Here is an 18,259-nt window from a genome sequence, read left to right on the forward strand (position 1 = left end):
CTCCTGTGGGCGTCGTGGACCGGCAGGACCCGCCCACGCTAGGGGCGGCACGTGCCCGGCGCGAGTACGCCGAGGCGACGCAGGGGTGAACGCCGTATGGCGCGCGACACCCGCGCGGCACACCGATAGCGGTCCGACAGCCGGGCGCGCAACCCCCGACACGCCGCGCCGAATGGTGATCCGAGAGGTGGTACGTTGACGTTCCGCCTGACACTCCAGCGCTTTGCCCTAAGTGTCCAATTCGCTTGATTCGCCTGATATATTCCTCAGCGAGTTGGACGACGACACGGGCGGCCCTCGGGCGACACGGAAGGTCAAGGCCGGTGCCGGACAACGGGGGTGGACCGCCCGCCCCACGCTGTTCGCGACACCTTCGGCGCCTCGCGATCACCGCGTCGACCCCAGGCCGCCCGCTGTTGTCGCCCCCGTCCCGACGACACCCCGGCAAGGTCCCGGCAGGGCCCCGGGCGAACCCCCTCCACAGCACGGCTGAGCTGCGACGTTAGGCTGGTCCCATGCGACGCAGGCCCCACGCGCCGCCCTCGCCGCTGCCGCAGCGCCAGGGCATCGACCCGGTCCGGCTGCGGCTGCCGGTCGAGGGCGCCTGGCCGACCGTCCGCGCCTACCTCGCCGACCGTCTGCCCGCCGTCCCCGCGAGCCACTTCGACGCCATGCTGGCCGCCGGCGAGATCCACGCCGAGGACGGCCCGCTCGCGCCCGACACGGCCTACCGGCCCGGCGCCTGGCTCTGGTTCCACCGCGAACTGGCCCCGGAGACGCCGGTCCCGTTCGCGCTGGAGGTGCTCCACCGCGACGAGCGGATCCTCGTCGTCGACAAGCCGCACTTCCTGGCGACCACACCGCGCGGCAGCCACGTCACCGAGACCGCGCTCGCCCGGCTCCGGCACGAGTTGGACCTGCCCGAGCTCAGCCCGGCGCACCGGCTGGACCGGCTGACGGCCGGGCTCGCGCTCTTCGTCATCCGACCGGTCCACCGCGGCGTCTACCAGCGGCTCTTCGCCGACCGCCTGGTCCACAAGGAGTACCTGGCGGTTGCCCCGCACCGGGCGGAGCTCACACTCCCGACGACCGTCCGTAGTCATATCGTCAAGGAGCGCGGCATCATCGCCGCACACGAACTGCCGGACGCCGAACCGAATGCGGAAAGCCGGATCGAACTGCTGGAGCACGCGGGCGGACTCGGCCGCTACCGGCTGCTGCCCGCCACCGGCCGAACCCACCAGCTGCGGCTGCACATGAGCGGCCTGGGCCTGGCGATCCTGAACGACCCGGTCTACCCCGTCGTGCTGCCCGAACGCGCCCCGGACGACTTCTCCGACCCGCTGCAACTTCTCGCCTCGGTGCTGGCGTTCACCGATCCCGTCACCGGGGAGCCGCTGGAATTCACGAGTCGCCGGACTCTTGCGGCGTGGCCTCCACCGGCCCCACCAGCCTGAGCTCCCCGAACGCGCCCGCGGGGACCGAGGGGTGCCGCGGCGCGACCGCTCCGAGCCGGCGGTAGGGCTCGCCAGGTGCCGGACGCGGGTCCGGATCGCCGTGGTTGGGCCACAGCGACATCGCCCGCTCCGCCTGGGCCGTGATCGTCAGCGACGGGTTCACGCCGAGGTTCGCCGAGACGGCCGAGCCGTCCACCACGGAGATGCCCGGATGGCCGTGGAGGCGGTGGTAGGGGTCGATCACGCCGTGCTCCGCGTCCGCGCCGATCGGGCAGCCGCCGAGGAAGTGCGCCGTCAGCGGCATGCCCGTGAGCTCACCGACGTTCGTGCCGGCGAAACCGCCTATCTGCTCGGCGAGATGGCGGGCCGCCTCCCACCCCTCGGGAATGTGCCCGGGGTTGGGCACGCCGTGCCCCTGCTCGGCGGTCAGCAGCCCCTTTCCGGGCCGGCGGCGGCGCAGGAAGGTCGTCAGCGAGTTGTCGTGCGTCTGCATGACCAGCCCGATGATGGTCCGCTCCGACCAGTGCCGCGTGGTGAGTGTCCGCGCCACCATCACCGGGTGGCGCAGGTACGCCCAGGCGGCCGCCAGCGCCTTCGGCGTCCGCCCACCGACGGCGTACTGCGGCACGCTCATCAGCGCCATCACGTTGGAGCCCTTGCCGTAGCGGACGTTCTCGATGTGCGTGGTGTCGTTCGGGTGGATCGACGAGGTGATGGCGACACCACGGGTGAGGTCCAGCGTGGCGTCCTTCGCCCTGCCGTTCCCGGCCGTCGCCCTGCGGTAGCGGCGCGGGAAGGTCAACGCGCCCACCAGCGCCTCGGAGTTGGTCCGGGTCAGCTGGCCGAGCCGCGGTGACAGGCGCGGCAGCGCGTCGCTCGCGCGCATCCGGTGCAGCAGTGTCTGCGTCCCGTACGTCCCGGCGGCCAGCACCACCTGCCGCGCGGTGACCACCGTCCGGGCCCCGCGCCGACGGCGGTTGGTGGGCACGGTCGTCACCGCGTAACCCCCGCCGGGGCGTTCACGCAGCTCGACGACGGTGGTCAGCGGCCGCACCACGGCCCCGGCCCGCTCGGCGAGGTGCAGGTAGTTCTGGGTGAGGGTGTTCTTGGCCCCGTGGCGGCAGCCCGTCATGCACTCCCCGCACTCGGTGCAGGCGCGGCGCTCCGGCCCGGCGCCGCCGAAGTACGGGTCCCGGACCGCGTCGCCGGGCGCGGCCGTGCACCGCCCGTCGGCGTCCTCGCCGTCGCCGAAGAAGACGCCGACCGGTGTCAGCCGGAAGCTGCGGCGCACGCCCATCCGTTCGGCCGTCTCCCGCAGGTACTCGTCCGCCTCGGTGACGGTCGGATTGGCGCGCACCCCGAGCATCCGCTGAGCCTGCTCGTAGCAGGGTGCCAACTCCTGCTGCCAGTCGGTGATCCCGGCCCACTGGCGGTCCTGGAAGAAGGCAGCGGGCGGCACGTAGAGGGTGTTGGCGTAGTTCAGCGAGCCACCGCCGACGCCGGCGCCCGCCAACACCATGACGTTGCCGAGCAGATGGATTCGCTGGATGCCGTAGCAGCCGAAGGCGGGGGCCCACAGGTAGTTGCGCAGATCCCAACTGCTGCGCGGCAGCGTCTCGGGCCTGAACCGGCGCCCGGCCTCCAGCACGAGCACCCGGTAGCCCTTCTCGGTCAGCCGCAGCGCGGAGACCGAGCCGCCGAACCCGGAGCCGACGATGATGACGTCGAAGTCCTCCACGGGAACCTCATCCACCGTCTCACTCACCGTAGAGCTCCTCGATCTCGCGGGCGTACGCGGCGGCCACCGCATGGCGTCTGACCTTGAGGGACGGGGTCAGCATCCCGTTCTCCTCGCTGAACTCCCCCTCGACGAGCGCGAAACGGCGGATCGACTCGGCCCGCGAGACCGCCTCGTTGGCGTAGTCGACGGCCGCCTGGACGTCGGCCAGCAGCTCCGGGTCGTCGCGCAGCAGCGCGAACGGCGTGTCGAGCGGCCGCCTGCGGACGCCCAGCCAGTGCGCCACGGCCTCCGGGTCGAGCGTGACCAGCGCGGCCACGTAGTGGCGACCGTCGCCGACGACCAGGCACTGGCCGACGGGTGGGCGGCTGCGCAGCCGGTCCTCCAGCGGGCTGGGCGAGACGTTCTTGCCGCCGCTGGTGACCAGGATGTCCTTCTTGCGGCCCACGATGGTGAGGTAGCCGTCGGCGTCCAGCTGGCCGAGGTCGCCGGTGGCCAGCCAGGAGTCCGGCAGCGCCGCCTCGGTCGCCGCCGCGTTGTTCCAGTAGCCGGTGAACACGCTGCCGCCGCGCAGCAGCACCTCGCCGTCCTCGGCGATCCGGATCGTCGCACCCGGCACCGGCCGTCCGACACTGGCCGGTCGCGGGTCGAGCGGCGGCGTCACGGTGGTCGCGGCGCTGGTCTCGGTGAGGCCGTAGCCCTGGTAGATGACGATGCCGCAGCCGAAGAAGAACATCGCCAGCCGCGGGTCCAGCGCGGAGCCGCCGCTGATCGCGTACCGGACGGAGCCGCCCAGCGCCTTGCGCACCCGCCGGTAGACGAGCAGGTCGTAGAGGGCGTGCGCGGCGCGCAGCCCGAGGCCGGGCCCCGGACCGTCCCCGAGCAGCCGCCCCATCTCGGCCTCCCCGTACGCGACCGCGATCCGGTCGGCGCGCACGAAGGACGCGCCGCGTCCCATCCGCTCGGCCATGGCGCGCGCGGTGTCGTGGACCTTCTCGAAGAAGTACGGCACGGCGACCAGGAAGGTCGGCCCGAACCGCTCCAGCTCCGGGCGCAGCTCGTCCGGCTTGATGCTGGGGAACAGGCCGACGGTGATCCGCCCGAGCAGGCAGGCCAGTTGCAGCATCCGCCCGAGGACGTGCGCCAGCGGCAGGAACATCAGCGTCGTCGGCTGCTGGTGCGTCGCCTCGACGAACACCGGCTGCAGCAGCGCCACCAGGTTGGCGGAGCCCGCGTGCAGGTTGGCGTGGGTGAGCATGCAGCCCTTGGGCCGCCCGGTGGTCCCGGAGGTGTAGACGAGCGTGGCGATCGTGTCGGGTGTCAGCTCTGCCCGTCGCCGTTCCAGCTCCGCGGCGGGCACGTCGCGCCCGAGGTCGGTGAGGAACCCGAGCAGGCCCTCGTCGATCGACGGCGCGGCGAGCCGCAGGGGCCTCTCCGGCGCGTCGGTGACGGGCGCGGCGAGCTTGGCCCGTTCCGGGCTCTCCACCAGCAGCAGGACCGCTCCGGAGTCGCGCAGGATCCAGTCGAGCTGGTCCGCGGAACTCGTCGGGTAGACCGGAACGGTCTGCCCGCCGGCCGCCCACACGGCGAAGTCCAGCACCGTCCACTCGTAGCGCGTGCGCGCCATCAGCGCGACCCGCTCGCCCGGTTCGACGCCGGCCGCGACCAGCCCCCTCGCGGCAGCGGTCACGTCGGCGGCGAACTGAGCGGCGGTCACCGGAAGCCACTCCCCGCCGTGCAGGCGTCGCAGGGCGACTGCGTCGGGCGCGGCGACGGCGTTGTCGAACGGCACGTCCGCGAGCGAGCCGCGCCCCAGCGGCGGCACGAGCGCTGCCGCGCCTGCCTCCCGCACGACGCCTTCGGCGTCCGTGACGACGTTCAGCTGCACGCGATCGGCCAGATCAGGTCTGGCGCGAGCGGCTCGGAGGTCCTGAAAGAAGGTGGTACCCATGCGCGGCTCCTGTGAGGTGGGGAAGTGGTGCGCGATGAGCTCGTTGCACTGTCCGGGGCGCGAGGCTCTGCTGATCTGCGGTTCCGCCTCGTGGGCGCGGCAAGCCACCCACGTCGTCGGGTTCCTTGGCGAACCGGGCCATCCCCCGGGAGGGTTTCTCGCGCAGGCCCCCGCGCCCCTAGCGGGGCGTCTCCAACAGCGCTGTCACGCCCTGGCCGCCCGCCGCGCAGACGGAGATGAGGGCCCGGCCTCCCCCTCGCTGGGCGAGGAGCTTCGCTGCCGTGGCGACGATGCGCCCGCCCGTCGCGGCGAAGGGGTGGCCGGTGGCCAGCGAGGAGCCCGCGACGTTGAGGCGGTCGCGGTCCACCGCGCCCAGCGGGGCGTCCAGGCCCAGCCGTTCCTTGCAGAACCGCTCGCTCTCCCACGCGGCCAGCGTCGCCAGGACCTGCGAGGCGAACGCCTCGTGGATCTCGAACAGGTCGATGTCCGCGAGTGTCAGTCCCGCCGCGCGCAGCAGCTCGGGGACCGCGAAGACGGGAGCGCTGAGCAAGCCGTCCTCGCCGGTGACGAAGTCGACCGCCGCCGTACGGGCGTGGGTGAGGTACGCGAGCACCGGAAGGCCCCGCTCCGCCGCCCACTCCTCGCTCGCCAGCAGGACCGTGGCCGCGCCGTCGGTCAGCGGTGTGGAGTTGCCCGCCGTCATCGTGCCCTCGGGGCCGCCGAAGACGGGACGCAGCCGGGACAGCTTCTCGGCGCTGCTGTCCGGCCGCAGGTTCTGGTCCCGGTCGAGGCCCAGGTACGGGGTCAGCAGGTCGTCGAAGAAGCCCTCCTCGTAGGCGCGCGCCAGCCGTTGGTGGCTGGTCGCCGCGAGGGCGTCCTGTTCCGCGCGGGGGATCGCCCACTGCGCGGCGGTGCGTGCGGCGTGCTCGCCCATGGACAGGCCGGTGCGGGGTTCCGCGTTGCGCGGGATGTCGGGGACGAGGTGGTGCGGGCGGAGGCCCGCGAGTGCGCGGACGCGGCCGCCGAGGCCGCGCGCCCGGCGTGCGGCGAGCAGGACGCGGCGCAGCTCGTCGTTGACGCCGAGCGGGGCGTCGCTCGTGGTGTCGACGCCTCCGGCGACGCCGCAGTCGAGCTGGCCGAGCGCGATCTTGTTACCGAGCAGGATCACCGCCTCCAGGCCCGTCCCGCAGGCCTGTTGCACGTCGTAGGCGGGCGTGCGCGGGTCCAGCGCGCTGCCGAGGACGACCTCGCGGGCGAGGTTGAAGTCGCGGCTGTGCTTGAGCACCGCCCCGGCGACGAACTCGCCGAGGCGCTCGCCGCGGAGGCCGAAGCGGTCGACCAGTCCGGTCAGCGCGGCGTCCAGCATCTGCTGGTTGGAGGCCGTCGCGTACGGACCGTCAGCCCGGGCGAAGGGGATCCGGTTTCCGCCCAGGACGGCCACGCGGCGCACGCTCGGGGATGCGGGTGACGGCACGACGACGGCTCCTTGTGCGAGGGGCGGCGGAGTACTTACTCTCTAGTAAACTTACTCACCCGTAAGGAGAAATCAAGATGCCGGACCGCTACCTCTCGTGGACCGCGAGCGGCCCGGGACGGCTCGTGGCCGCACGCCTGGGCCTGCCCCGTCCCGAGCCGCTGCGGCGCCGTCAGGACGGCGGTTCGGACGTCCCCGGCCCGGTGGTGATCGGCGCTGCGGAAGGCGGTCGGCTCGCCGAGCCCGTCCGCAGGCTGCTGGCGGACTGGGCCGTGGCCACGCCGGACGCGGGCGACGCGCGGGAGGCGACGGACTCGCCCGCCGCCCTCGTCCTCGACGCCACCGGCGTCGCCGGCAGCGAGCGCCTGCGCGAGCTGTACGCGTTCCTGCACCCGCGCATCCGCGCGCTCGCCCCCTGCGGGCGCGTCGTCGTCCTCGGCACCCCGCCGGAGCTCGCCGCCGACACGCGGGAGGCCGCCGCCCAGCGCGCGCTGGAGGGCTTCGTCCGCTCCGTCGGCAAGGAGCTGCGGCGTGGCGCGACCGCTCACCTGCTGCTGGTCGAGCCGGGTGCCGAGCAGCAGTTGGCCGGCCCGCTGCGCTTCGCCCTCTCGCCGCGCAGCGCCTACGTCTCCGGCCAGACCCTGCGGATCGCGTCCGGCTCCGGCACCGAGCCCGGCGGTTTCGAACGTCCGCTGTCCGGCCGGGTCGCGCTGGTGACCGGCGCCTCGCGCGGCATCGGAGCGACCGTCGCGCAGACGCTGGCCGCCGACGGCGCGCACGTGGTCTGCCTGGACGTCCCCGCGCAGGGCGCGGACCTGCGGGCGATCGCCGACACGACCGCAGGGGAGGCGCTGGAGGCCGACCTCACCGACGCCGACGCACCGCGCCGCGTCGCGGACCATCTGACGCAGCAGCACGGCGGCGTGGACATCGTGGTGCACAACGCGGGCATCACCCGCGACCGGACCCTGGGCCGGATGGAGCCGGGCCAGTGGGACGCGGTCGTGGCCGTCAACCTGACGGCCGTCGAGCGGCTCAACGAGGCCCTCCTGGGCGGCGAGCCCGTCCTGCGCGACGGCGGACGCATCGTGTGCACCTCCTCGATCAGCGGCATCGCCGGGAACGTGGGGCAGACCAACTACGCGGCGAGCAAGGCCGGTCTGATCGGCCTGGTGCAGGCCGTCGCCCGGGACCGAGAGGTCGCGCGGCGCGGGATCACGGTCAACGCGGTCGCGCCGGGGTTCATCGAGACGCGGATGACGGCGGCCGTGCCGCTGCTCATCCGGGAGGCGGGCCGTCGGCTCAACAGCCTCAGCCAAGGCGGGCAACCGGTGGACGTCGCCGAGGCCGTCGCCTTCCTCTCCTCCCCCGGCGCCGCCGGGGTCACCGGCCAGGTGCTGCGCGTCTGCGGCCAGGCCCTGCTGGGGGCGTGAACCGGTGCCCGAGACCGACACCACGGCCGGGTCCGTCCCGGCCCGCGAACTGACCGCCCTGCCGGGCCTGCCGGGCCTCTACGCCCGCGCCGTGCTGCCGAAGCCGCGCCGCACCGCACCGCCCGCCGGTGCGGTAGCAGTGAGCCTGCGCGCGGTTCCGGCCGACCCGGAGCGGCTGCGCCGCTACCGCGACGTCTGCGGTCACCCGGAGGTCGACGCCGAGCGGCTGCCCGCCGCCTACCCCCACCTGACGGCCTTTCCGCTGAGCATGGCGCTGATGACCGCACGGGAGTTCCCGCTGCCCGTGCTGGGGCTGGTCCATCTGACCAACCGGATCGAGCAGCTGCGCCCGATCGCGCCGGACGCCGCGCTGGACCACCTGGTGCGGGCCACGGCCCCGCGTCGGCACAGCAAGGGCCAGGTCTTCGAGATCGTGGCCGAGGCCCGGCCGACCGGCGCCGCCGAGCTCGTCTGGCGGTCCGTCAGCACCTACCTCCACCGCGGCCCCGGCGAGGGCCAGGGGGCGCGCAGCGTGGACGAGGACCTGCCGCAACCGCCCGAGCTCGACGAGGAGTGGGCGCTCCCCGCCGACCTCGGCCGCCGCTACGGCGCCGTCTCCGGCGACCGGAACCCGATCCACCTGCACCCGCTGACCGCACGGCTGTTCGGCTTCCCCCGCGCCATCGCGCACGGGATGTGGAGCAAGGCGCGGGCCCTGGCCGGGCTGGAGCGGCACGCGCCGCTGCCGGACGCGTTCACCGTCGGCGTCGACTTCCGCCGCCCGCTGCTGCTGCCGGGGGCCGCCCGCCTCACGGCCGCCCGCGTCGGCGCGGACGGCTGGGCCTTCCAGCTCACCGACCCCGGCGGCGACCACCGCCACCTGCTAGGCCGCCTGACCCCGAACTGACCTGCACCCACCCGACCCACCCAGGAGCGCGCCACCATGACCGACACCGCCGGCCTCGCCGACCTCGACTTCACGGCCGTCACCCCGCAGGAGTTCGCCCGCATCGTCAAGAGCCTCTCCACCAAGGAGATGAAGGAGATCGTGCAGGACGCCGAGCTGCGCGTGCGCATCCTGCGCGAGGTCTTCGCCCGGATGGAGAGCCGGTTCCGCCCCGAGAACGCCGGCCGGACCTCCGCCGTGATCCGCTGGAAGGTCGGCGCCGACGGGGACTGCGTCTTCGAGACCGCCATCGAACAGGGCGTCTGCACCGTCACCGAGGGCCGCAGCGAGGCGACCCCCAAGGTGACGCTGGTGCTGGGCGACACCGAGTTCCTGAACCTGGTCTCGGGCAACGCCAACCCGATCACCCTGTTCTTCTCCCGCAGGCTCAAGGTCGTCGGCGACCTGACCCTCGCCGCCCGCCTGACGCACTACTTCGACATCCCGAAGGCATAGCCTCCGCTGCGGCCCCAGGCGTCAGTCGGCCCCTCCCTGCCGGGCGTGCCGGGCGCGCAGCTCGGATTTGAGGGTCTTGCCCGCCGCCGAGACGGGCAGGGCCGGGACGAAGTACAGCTCGCGCACCCGCTGGTAGGGCGCGACGCGGGCGGCCACGAAGTCGAGCAGCTCGCCGTCGGACACCGCCGCGCCGGGCCGCAGGACGACGTAGGCGGCGGGGACCTCGCCCGCGTCCGGGTGCGGCGCGCCGATCACGGCGACCTGCGCCACCGCGGGATGCGCCGCCAGGACCTCCTCCAGCTGGGTCGGGTAGACGTTGTAGCCCTTGTAGATCAGCATGTCCTTGGCCCGGCCGGAGAGGAACAGTCGTCCGAGCTCGTCCAGACGGCCGATGTCGCCGGTGGCGAGCCAGCCGTCCACCCACTGCTCGGCGGTGAGCTCCGGGCGGCCCAGGTAGCCGTCGGTGACCTGCGGTCCGCGCGCGAACACCAAGCCGGTCTCGCCGACGGGCAGTGGTTTCGCCGGGTCGGCCAGGTCGCGGATCTCCAGCTCCGTGTCGAAGAGCGGCACGCCCACGCAGCCGGGCGGGGCCGGACGGTCGCGGTCCGGGACGACGAAGGTGAGCGCCATCGTCGCCTCCGTCAGCCCGTAGCCCTCGGCGACGGCCGCGTTGGGGTAGGCCGCGGCCATACGCGCGATCGTCGGCGAGTCGAGCGGCGCCGCACCGGAGTTGACGACCCGCACGGCGCGCAGGTCGTAACCGCCCGCGTCGGCGGCCGCGTCGATCGCGGCCAGCAGCGCGTGGTGCATGGCCGGCGAGCCCGTTATGCCGCTCGCCCCGTGCCGCACCATCTGCGCGAGGAACTCGCGCGGGTCGAACCGCCCGTGGGCGACGACGGTGATCCCGGCCAGCAGCGCGATGCTGTGGCTGACCAGCCCCATGGCGTGGAACAGCGGCACGACGTTGACGGCGGTGTCCTCACCCGGCGCGCCCGTCCAGGGCGTCACCGCTTCCTCGACCCGACGCAGCGTCACCAGCCCGTCGGCGTCGTACTCCGGCAGCACCGCGCTGCGCGCGCACAGCCCCTGCAGCACGTTGGCCCACAGGTGCCGGTCGCACACCCGGACCGCCTTGGACCGGCCGGTCGTGCCCCCGGTGAAGGCGAGATGCGCGAGGTCGTCCGGCGAACGCGGAGTCGCGGGCGCGGGCTCGGCGGCGAGGAGCTCCGCCAGCGGGACGACGCGTCCGTCCTGGCCCGCGGATTCGGGTCCGGGGGCGGTCGCGCTGGGCGGCACGACCACGGCGAGCAGCGCCGGGTGCGCGTCCAGGACCGGGCGCAGCGCGGGCAGGCAGGCCGGATGCGTGATCACGGCCTTCGCGTCGATCTCGGCCAGGGCGTCGGCGAGGGACTCGGGCGGCAGGGTGGGGTTGATCGCGGACGCGGTCGCCCCGGCGAGCAGCGCGCCGTGGTAGCCGACGGGGAACCAGAGACCGTTCGGCTGCACGAGTGCGACGACGTCGCCCCGGCCGATCCCCCGTTCCCGCAGCCCCTGCGCGCAGCGCAGCGCGTTGTCGTGGAGGGCGTCGAATCCGAGCCGCTCCTCGCCGTCGACCAGCGCGTGCCGGGCCCCGTAGGCGCGGGCGGCGGAGGCGAGCAGGGTGTGCAGTCCGGTACGGGGGTAACTGAGCGTGCGGGGCAGGCCGGTCGGCCAGAGAGCACGGTTCACCCACGTCTCCCTTCGAGCGGATGTCCGCGAGGCTAGGCGCGCGGGGACGGTCTGACAATGAGGCCGACGGCGTCTAGATAGATGTATAGGACACGTATATAGTTGGAGCATGCAACAGAACGCCGAGGCGCACGGCAGCGCCAGTCCCTTCAAGCAGCCGAAGGCCGTCTTCGCCGTGGCCTTCGCCTGCGTCGCCTCGTTCATGGGCATCGGGCTGGTCGACCCGATCCTCCCGGCGATCTCCAGCCAGCTCCACGCCAGCCCCAGCCAGGTGACCCTGCTGTTCACCAGCTACCTGGTGGTCACCGCCGTGGCGATGCTGGTCACCGGCTGGGTCTCCAGCCGCATCGGCGCCAAGAAGACGCTGATCGTCGGGCTCGCGATCATCGTCGTCTTCGCCGCGCTGGCCGGCTCGTCCCACAGCATCGGCCAGATCGTCGGCTTCCGGGCCGGCTGGGGCGTCGGCAACGCGCTCTTCATCGCGACCTCGCTCGCGGTGATCATCGCCAGCGCCAGCGGCGGCTTCGTCGGCGCGATCATCCTCTACGAGACCGCCCTCGGCCTCGGCATCGCCGTCGGCCCGCTGCTCGGCGGCCTCCTCGGCGAGGTCAGCTGGCGCGGCCCGTTCTACGGCGTCGCCGTGCTGATGGCGATAGCCCTGCTCGCCACCGTCACGCTGGTGCGGCCGATGCCGCTGCCCGAGCGGCGCACCGGCCTGCTCGAACCGCTCAAGGCGCTGCGTCACCGCGGCCTGCTGACCATCTCGTTGGCCGCCCTCTGCTACAACTGGGCCTTCTTCACCGTCCTCGGCTACGCGCCGTTCCCGATGCACCTCGGCGCGGTCCAGCTCGGCTGGGTCTTCACCGGCTGGGGCGTCCTCGTCGCGGTCTTCGCCGTCTTCGGGGCCCCGTGGGTCGAGCGCCGCCTCGGCACCGCGAAGACCCTCTACGCGAACCTGGCCCTCTTCGCGGTCATCGTCCTCGCCATCGGCGTCTGGACCGACCACCCAACCGTCCTGATCATCGCGGTCATCGCGGCGGGCATCCCGATCGGCATCAACAACACCGTCACCACCCAGGCCGTCATGAGCGTCTCCCCGGTCGAGCGGCCGATCGCCTCCGCGGCCTACGGATTCGTCCGCTTCATCGGCGGCGGCCTCGCGCCCTACGCGGCGGGCAAGCTGGTCGAGCACTACAACGTGCACGTGCCGTTCTACCTGGGCGCGGGCGTCCTCGTCGTCGGCATCGTGATCCTCTCGACCGCCCACGGCCTGCTCGACCGCGCCACGGCGGGCGAGCTGGAGGGCGAGTCCGACGGCGAGTACGGCCTGCAGCACCCGGCGGAGGTCGACGCGTAACGGGGCTCGCCGGTCCGGCGGTTCGCGCGGTCACCGATACTGGACCGGTGACCAGCGAACCCGCCCAGCCCTCGTCAACCCCGCCCTCGTCGACCCAGCCCTCGTCGACCCAGCCCTCGTCGGCGCCGACCCCCTTCGCCGACCGTGCGGACGACCGCGACAACGCACCGCAGTACGTGCTGCCGCTGGTCGTCCGCATCGAGCGGACCGACCCTCCCGGCCACACCGACGCGCTGGAGACTGCCGCGCGGGCCGTGCTGAACTTCCTCAGCGACGAGCGCGTGACCGCGCCGGAGGGCGCGTGGGCGGCCGCCGTCGCCGCCTGGGAGGACGCCCGGATCCGCAAGGTCGTCCGCAGGGCCCGCGGCGCGGAGTGGCGCAAGGCCTCCGAGCTGCCCGGCCTGACGACGACCGGCAAGACGGCCGAGGTCCGGGTCTTCCCGCCGATCCCCTTGGACGGTTGGCCCAAGGAGCTCGCCAAGCTCCAGGTCTCGGGCACCGAACTGACCGACGACGCCCCGCTCGCTCCCGCGGATCCGGACACCCCGGTGCTGTGGCTCAACCCCGACGTGGAGATGTCCACCGGCAAGTCCATGGCCCAGGTCGGCCACGCGGCGCAGCTGGCCTGGTGGGCGCTTGCCGCTCCCGCGCGAGCGGCCTGGAAGGCCGACGGTTTCCCGCTGGCCGTCCGCCCGTCGGACGCCGCGGCGTGGGCGTCCCTGACGGCCTCCGGCCTGCCCTTCGTGCGCGACGCCGGTTTCACCGAGATCGCCCCGGGCTCCTGCACCGTCGTGGCGGATCACCCGGCGCTGCGCCGGTAGGGGCGCGTACCGCCCCAGAGGGCGCGAGGTTCTGCTCGTGTGCGGCTCTCCCCCAGCCTCCGGCCGGGCGGTGCCCCCAGGTGGGCGCGGGGAACCACCCCCCCGGGGATGGCCCTGCACGTGCGGCGCGCCAGGTGGGTGGCGGTTCGCGCCCACGCGGCGGAGCCGCATGTCGGCAGAGCCTCGCGCCCCGGGCGCTGCCGAGCGCGCCTGACCGCTACCGGGGCTCGCCCGGGTACGTGCCGAAGGACCAGCGGTTGCCCTCCGGGTCGCGGGCGGCGAAGTCGCGGGAGCCGTAGTCCGTCTCGTGCAGACCGCTGGTGATCTCCGCGCCTGCCGCCTTCGCGCGGGCGTGGACCGCGTCGGGGTCGGCGGTGACGACGTACGCCCCGAAGGAGCCCGGGCGCAGCGGCCAGGCGTCGGCCGCGTCGGACTCCCGCGCGGAGCCCAGCATGATGCCGCCGCCCTCCGGCCACGACAGCTCGGCGTGGTGGACCACGTCGCCGTCGCCGTGGACGACGGTCTCCTCGAAGCCGAAGGCGTCCACCAGGAAGCGGATCAGCGCGCGGGCGTCCTTCGCCCGCAGCGTGGGCCAGACCTGCGGCGCGGGCGGGGCCTTCCGGACGGCGGGTTCGGTACTCATCACTCGTGCTCCTCGTTCGACGGCTGCTGCCTCAACCCTGCGTCCGGCGGATGGTGACCGGCTTGGATGTTTCGGAACTCCTCCGCGAGCCACGCGCTCGGCGCGCACCCGGCCAGGGCGGTGAACTCGCGGTCGAGGTGCGACTGGTCCGCGTACCCGTGGTCCGCCGCGAGGCCCGCCAGATCGGGCGCGGCCGCGCGCTGCGCAAGCCGTCGGCGCGCCAGGTCGAAGCGGATCACCCGGGCCGCCGCCTTCGGCGTCAGGCCGATCTCGGCCAGGAACCGGTTCCGCAGGTGCCGTTCGCTCCAGCCGACCTCCTCGGCCGCCGCCCCGACCCGCAGCCGTCCGCCGGAGCCGCGCAGCAGACGCCACGCCTCGCGCACCTCCGGCGGCGGGCCTGCCGCCGGCCGGTCCCGCCGACCCGCGTCATGCAGCCGGGCCAGCAGCCAGGCGTCCAGGACGGCGAACCGGCCCGGCCAGTCGGCCGCCTCCTGCAGCCGCTCCTGCGCGTAGCGCGCGTCCGCACCGAGGACGTCCTCCGCGTGGACGTCGATCCCGGCCAGACCACCCGCCGGCAGGCCGAGCAGGGCGCGGGCCCCGAGCGGGCCGAGGGCCACCTGGACGCCCGACTGCCGTCCCGGCACCTCGATCAGGGCGGGGGCGGTGTGCAGCCCGCCGAGCAGGACCACGTAGTCGCCCGGCGGCTCGCGCAGGTCGGGGTGGGCGGCGATGCTCAGCGGCTCGTCGAGGGTGAGGATCAGCGTCAGGTACGGGGAGGGCAGGCCGCGGTGGCGTCTCGGCTCGACGCCGCGCTGGCGGTAGCCCGAGTACCAGGCCACCAGCCCCCGCAGCGGCGGCGCCGGCACGCCCCGCACGGCCTCGTCGAGCACCGGGGTGGAGCCCGCCACGGTTGCGTCCACCCTCACATTCTCGCGTCCTTGCCCGGGCCCGTCACTCGGGAGAGGCTGTCCGCGGCAAGCACGTCAGGCAACCGCCCCAGGGAGGCGATCGGCGCGATGACGCAGCAGTTCGGCGACTACCAGAACGAGATCTACTTCAACGGCCTCTTCGGGCGACTGCCCGCCCTGCCGATGGACTTCGCCGAACTCGCGCGCCGCGCCGAGGCGGCGCTGCCGCCCTCGGTCTGGTCCTACGTCGCGGGCGGCGCCGGCGACGAGCGGACCCAGGGCGCGAACGTGACCGCGTTCGACGGCTGGGGTCTGGTCCCGCGCATGCTGGTCGGTGCGACGCAGCGGGACCTGGGCGTGGACCTGTTCGGGCTGCACCTGCCCACGCCGCTTTTCATGGCGCCGATCGGCGTCATCGGGCTGTGCGCCCAGGACGGCCACGGCGACGTGGCCACCGCCCGCGCCGCGGCCCGCACGGGCGTGCCGATGGTCGCCTCGACGCTGACGGTCGACCCGATGGAGGAAGTCGCCAAGGAGTCCGGGGACACACCCGGCTTCTTCCAGCTCTACACCCCCACCGACCGCGAGCTCGCCGCAAGCCTGGTGCGGCGCGCGGAGGCGGCCGGCTACGCCGGGATCGTGGTCACCCTGGACACCTGGGTGACCGGCTGGCGTCCGCGCGACCTGTCGACTGGCAACTTCCCGCAGCTGCGCGGCCACTGCCTCGCCAACTACTTCTCCGACCCGGTGTTCCGCTCCCGTCTGGCCAAGACTCCCGAGGAGGACCCGACCAGCGCCGTCCTCACCTGGACCCAGATCTTCGGCAACCCACTGACCTGGGACGACCTGGAATGGCTGCGCTCCCTCACCCGGCTGCCGCTGATCCTCAAGGGCATCTCCCATCCCGACGACGCGCGTCGCGCCAAGGACGCGGGCGTCGACGGGCTGTACTGCTCCAACCACGGCGGCCGCCAGGCCAACGGCGGTCTGCCCGCGCTCGACTGCCTGCCCGGCGTCGTCGAGGCGGCGGACGGCCTGCCGGTCCTGTTCGACTCCGGCGTCCGCTCCGGCGCGGACGTCGTCAAGGCGCTGGCCCTCGGCGCGACCGCGGTCGGCATCGGTCGCCCCTACGCCTACGGCCTAGCCCTGGGCGGCACGGACGGCATCGTGCACGTCCTGCGCACCCTCCTCGCCGAAGCCGACCTCATCATGGCCGTGGACGGCTACCCGACCCTGGCGGACCTGCGCCGCGAAGGCGCGCTCCGCCGGGTCGCCCGATAGCCGGTGCCGCCCCCGCGAGCAAGGGAATCCTGGACGGTGCACGCGCGTTGACCCGGTGCGGTGTGTGTCCGTCGTCACGGGGGTGGACGACGGCCGCGGCCGTCCGCGCTGACGACATGTCACCCACGCCTCGTGGAAACGGACATGTCGTCGGCGCGCGCCCCAGCACGGCGGAATCGGCCGGAGAGGCCGCGGGGGTTGTGCCCCGGACAACCAAAGTTGATGGCCCGTCATGCCGGAGGGGCGGTAGTCCGTGGCGGCCGCGCTCAGCTCGCCGGCCGTCCCGCTGGTCTTCGTGCACGCCCTGCGGATCGCCGACCGGTGTACCGACCGCCCCCTGGCGCTCCCGGCGCCGACCCGGACGACGCCTCGCCCGGCGGCGACGCGATGGGCCGCGTCACGGCACTGCCCATCCTCGCAGTCATCTCGCCGGCCTGCCTCGCCTTGACGGCGCTGTGGCTGGTCTCCCGGACCGCGGCGACCGCGGCGAGCCCGCGCAGGGGACGGCGAACGCAGCCGCGGTCCCGGTCGCCTTCGCCTCCCTGCTCGCTCTGCCCGTCGCCTGGGCCTGCCGGAGGCCTGGGCGGGGGCCTCGTCGGTCGTCGTGGCGGTCGCGGTCGGCGTGGCGGTCGCGGTCGGCGTGGGGGTCGCGGTCGGCGTCGGCGTCGGCAAGGTCGTCGAACCGTGGGACGGCGACGCCGGGCCACCGCCGTGCTCCTCGGCGCGGATCAGAACCAGGCGTAGCCCGGCAGCGTGTGCAGACCGATCGCCGCGCCGAGGGCGCGGGTGAGGTGGTCGGTGCCGAGTTCCTCGCGGGTGCCGACCAGGGTGACCTCCGGGCGGTGCGCGGCGCGGGCCTGGGCCAGGCGCTCGCGGCCGTCGGCGATCCCGTGCTCGATGGCGAGCTCCGCCCCCGCCGGGAGATCGCCCGGCTCGAACTCCCCGGGCTTGACCCCGACGCCCACGGCGGCGAGCCGCTCGCGCAGCACCGCCTCCAGTGGCAGCACCGGACAGAAGCCGAGCAGGAAGTCGAGGACGGCGAAGAACTCGATCGTGTCCAGGGACTCCTCGCGCCACACCGGCCAGGTGGGCTCGGGGGCGGCCTGCGGCGCACCCCGGCCGAGGTGGTCGCTGAGCGCTCTGAGCCCGAAGCCGCTACGGAAGGCAGCGAACGCCGTCTCCGTCCCCTCCTCGACCGGCGCGGTACGGCCGGTCACCCCCACCAGCGAGGTGTCGGCGCGCAGCACCTCGGAGATCCCGTCGGGCACGCGACCCTGCCAGCCGGGCGCGACGATCAGGTGATGTCCTCCCTGGCCGGAGGTGGTGCGGGAGCCGACGAAGCCCACATAGCTGGTGTCGAGGTCGTGCACGGCGAGGACGTACGCGCGGTCGGTGCCGGGCACACTCAGCACCCACGGCTCGGCGCGCAGGTCCAGCCACGCCCACGCCGACGGCGGCCCCTCCGGCCCGGCCGGAGCCTTCTCGAACTGGAACGCCCCGAACGGCGCCCCTCCCTCGACGACCTGGTCGTAGAGCACGTGGTAGTTCTGCAGCAGGGCATAACCCCAGATCCAGCCCTCCGCGGCGGTCCGGCGGATCTCCTCGACGGGCGGGAATGCCATGGCGCCCCTCTCCTCACGGCAGGCCGCGACAGCGTCGGCCCGTCTTCCGAGAGTGCGCCACCGGGAGGCCCGACGCCAGCCGGAGGAGACCACAGGAGTTGCCCGCTTCGAGCCCACCGGACCCCACCGCACGCCGGAGTGCGCGGGCTTCCCCGCGCCCTCCGTCGCGGCCGCCGTGACCGCGGGGGCCGGGGCCGGACGGCCGTGTCTGCCGTCGTGCCCGGCCCGCGGCCCTGGTCCGCTCCGAGGCCGCCCGACGAGGGCGTCGGCAGGACCGCCCGGGTGCGGCTCCCCCGCCGTCGACGTGCGGCCCGGGCGAAGCCGTGCCGTACCGCGTCCCGCCGGGCTTCGCCGAACCACTCGCCCGCCCGGCCGACGCCCCGCCGTTCGCCCGGGATCTCGCCCTGTCGGTCCGGAGGCCGGACAGGGCGGGGCCCCCGGCGC

14 protein-coding genes are annotated in these 18,259 nt (G+C 74.1%); 7 read left to right on the forward strand and 7 right to left on the reverse strand.

The genetic code is table 11. The features are described 5' to 3' along the window. Positions 1–515: 515 nt before the first annotated feature. Entirely contained in the window at positions 516–1,457 is a 942-nt protein-coding gene (locus tag TR49_RS31760) for a pseudouridine synthase (RefSeq protein WP_042387731.1), read from the forward strand. Here TR49_RS31760 and TR49_RS31765 read toward each other — a convergent pair. From TR49_RS31765 to TR49_RS31775, 3 genes are all read right to left on the reverse strand, one after another. Then, entirely contained in the window at positions 1,405–3,195 is a 1,791-nt protein-coding gene (locus tag TR49_RS31765) for an FAD-dependent oxidoreductase (RefSeq protein ID WP_042387733.1), read from the reverse strand. The two genes, TR49_RS31760 and TR49_RS31765, sit on opposite strands and share 53 nt — an antisense overlap. 19 nt (positions 3,196–3,214) lie before the next feature. Then, complete coding sequence (locus TR49_RS31770) at positions 3,215–5,146, reverse strand: AMP-dependent synthetase/ligase (RefSeq protein WP_042387795.1); 1,932 nt, start codon at positions 5,144–5,146, stop codon at positions 3,215–3,217. A 178-nt stretch (positions 5,147–5,324) separates the two neighbouring features. Continuing rightward, positions 5,325–6,620, reverse strand: coding sequence for an acetyl-CoA C-acetyltransferase (locus TR49_RS31775; protein ID WP_042387735.1), 1,296 nt, complete (start codon positions 6,618–6,620; stop codon positions 5,325–5,327). Positions 6,621–6,697: 77 nt separating this feature from the next. On the opposite strand from TR49_RS31775, the gene TR49_RS31780 reads away from it, so the two are divergent. The 3 genes from TR49_RS31780 to TR49_RS31790 are packed head-to-tail and all read left to right on the forward strand — an operon-like array spanning position 6,698 to position 9,455. Further along, the gene (locus tag TR49_RS31780; RefSeq protein ID WP_042387737.1) at positions 6,698–8,053 is read left to right on the forward strand and encodes a 3-oxoacyl-ACP reductase; all 1,356 of its coding nucleotides are present in this window, start codon (positions 6,698–6,700) and stop codon (positions 8,051–8,053) included. 4 nt (positions 8,054–8,057) lie between these two features. Continuing rightward, positions 8,058–8,960 carry a MaoC family dehydratase gene (locus TR49_RS31785; RefSeq protein ID WP_042387739.1) on the forward strand — a complete coding sequence of 301 codons (903 nt, stop codon included), beginning with the start codon at positions 8,058–8,060 and terminating at the stop codon, positions 8,958–8,960. A gap of 36 nt (positions 8,961–8,996) precedes the next feature. After that, positions 8,997–9,455, forward strand: coding sequence for an SCP2 sterol-binding domain-containing protein (locus TR49_RS31790; protein WP_042387741.1), 459 nt, complete (start codon positions 8,997–8,999; stop codon positions 9,453–9,455). A 21-nt stretch (positions 9,456–9,476) separates the two neighbouring features. Here the strand turns inward: TR49_RS31790 and TR49_RS31795 are convergent, their stop codons facing one another. Next, positions 9,477–11,183 carry a class I adenylate-forming enzyme family protein gene (locus TR49_RS31795; RefSeq protein ID WP_042387743.1) on the reverse strand — a complete coding sequence of 569 codons (1,707 nt, stop codon included), beginning with the start codon at positions 11,181–11,183 and terminating at the stop codon, positions 9,477–9,479. Positions 11,184–11,292: 109 nt separating this feature from the next. On the opposite strand from TR49_RS31795, the gene TR49_RS31800 reads away from it, so the two are divergent. Together TR49_RS31800 and TR49_RS31805 are read left to right on the forward strand one after the other, a co-directional pair. Next, the gene (locus tag TR49_RS31800) at positions 11,293–12,540 is read left to right on the forward strand and encodes an MFS transporter (protein ID WP_042387745.1); all 1,248 of its coding nucleotides are present in this window, start codon (positions 11,293–11,295) and stop codon (positions 12,538–12,540) included. 47 nt (positions 12,541–12,587) lie between these two features. Continuing rightward, positions 12,588–13,361: a peptidyl-tRNA hydrolase gene (locus TR49_RS31805; RefSeq protein WP_042387747.1), complete on the forward strand. Its 774-nt coding sequence runs from the start codon at positions 12,588–12,590 to the stop codon at positions 13,359–13,361. A 217-nt stretch (positions 13,362–13,578) separates the two neighbouring features. On the opposite strand, the gene TR49_RS31810 is transcribed toward TR49_RS31805, so the two are convergent. Beyond that, on the reverse strand, positions 13,579–14,004 hold the full coding sequence (locus tag TR49_RS31810; protein WP_042387749.1) for a VOC family protein: 426 nt from the start codon (positions 14,002–14,004) through the stop codon (positions 13,579–13,581). Continuing rightward, complete coding sequence (locus TR49_RS31815; protein WP_236653613.1) at positions 14,004–14,924, reverse strand: AraC family transcriptional regulator; 921 nt, start codon at positions 14,922–14,924, stop codon at positions 14,004–14,006. The genes TR49_RS31810 and TR49_RS31815 overlap by 1 nt, the downstream gene beginning before the upstream one ends. A gap of 96 nt (positions 14,925–15,020) precedes the next feature. On the opposite strand from TR49_RS31815, the gene TR49_RS31820 reads away from it, so the two are divergent. After that, entirely contained in the window at positions 15,021–16,193 is a 1,173-nt protein-coding gene (locus TR49_RS31820) for an alpha-hydroxy-acid oxidizing protein (RefSeq protein ID WP_042387752.1), read from the forward strand. 728 nt (positions 16,194–16,921) lie between these two features. Here the strand turns inward: TR49_RS31820 and TR49_RS31830 are convergent. Next, positions 16,922–17,815, reverse strand: a complete 894-nt coding sequence (locus tag TR49_RS31830; protein WP_042387801.1) for a DUF1254 domain-containing protein — start codon at positions 17,813–17,815, stop codon at positions 16,922–16,924. Positions 17,816–18,259 lie beyond the last annotated feature (444 nt).

Origin of the sequence: Streptacidiphilus melanogenes (genome assembly GCF_000787835.1) — a bacterium.
Classification (GTDB): Bacteria; Actinomycetota; Actinomycetes; order Streptomycetales; family Streptomycetaceae; genus Streptacidiphilus; species Streptacidiphilus melanogenes.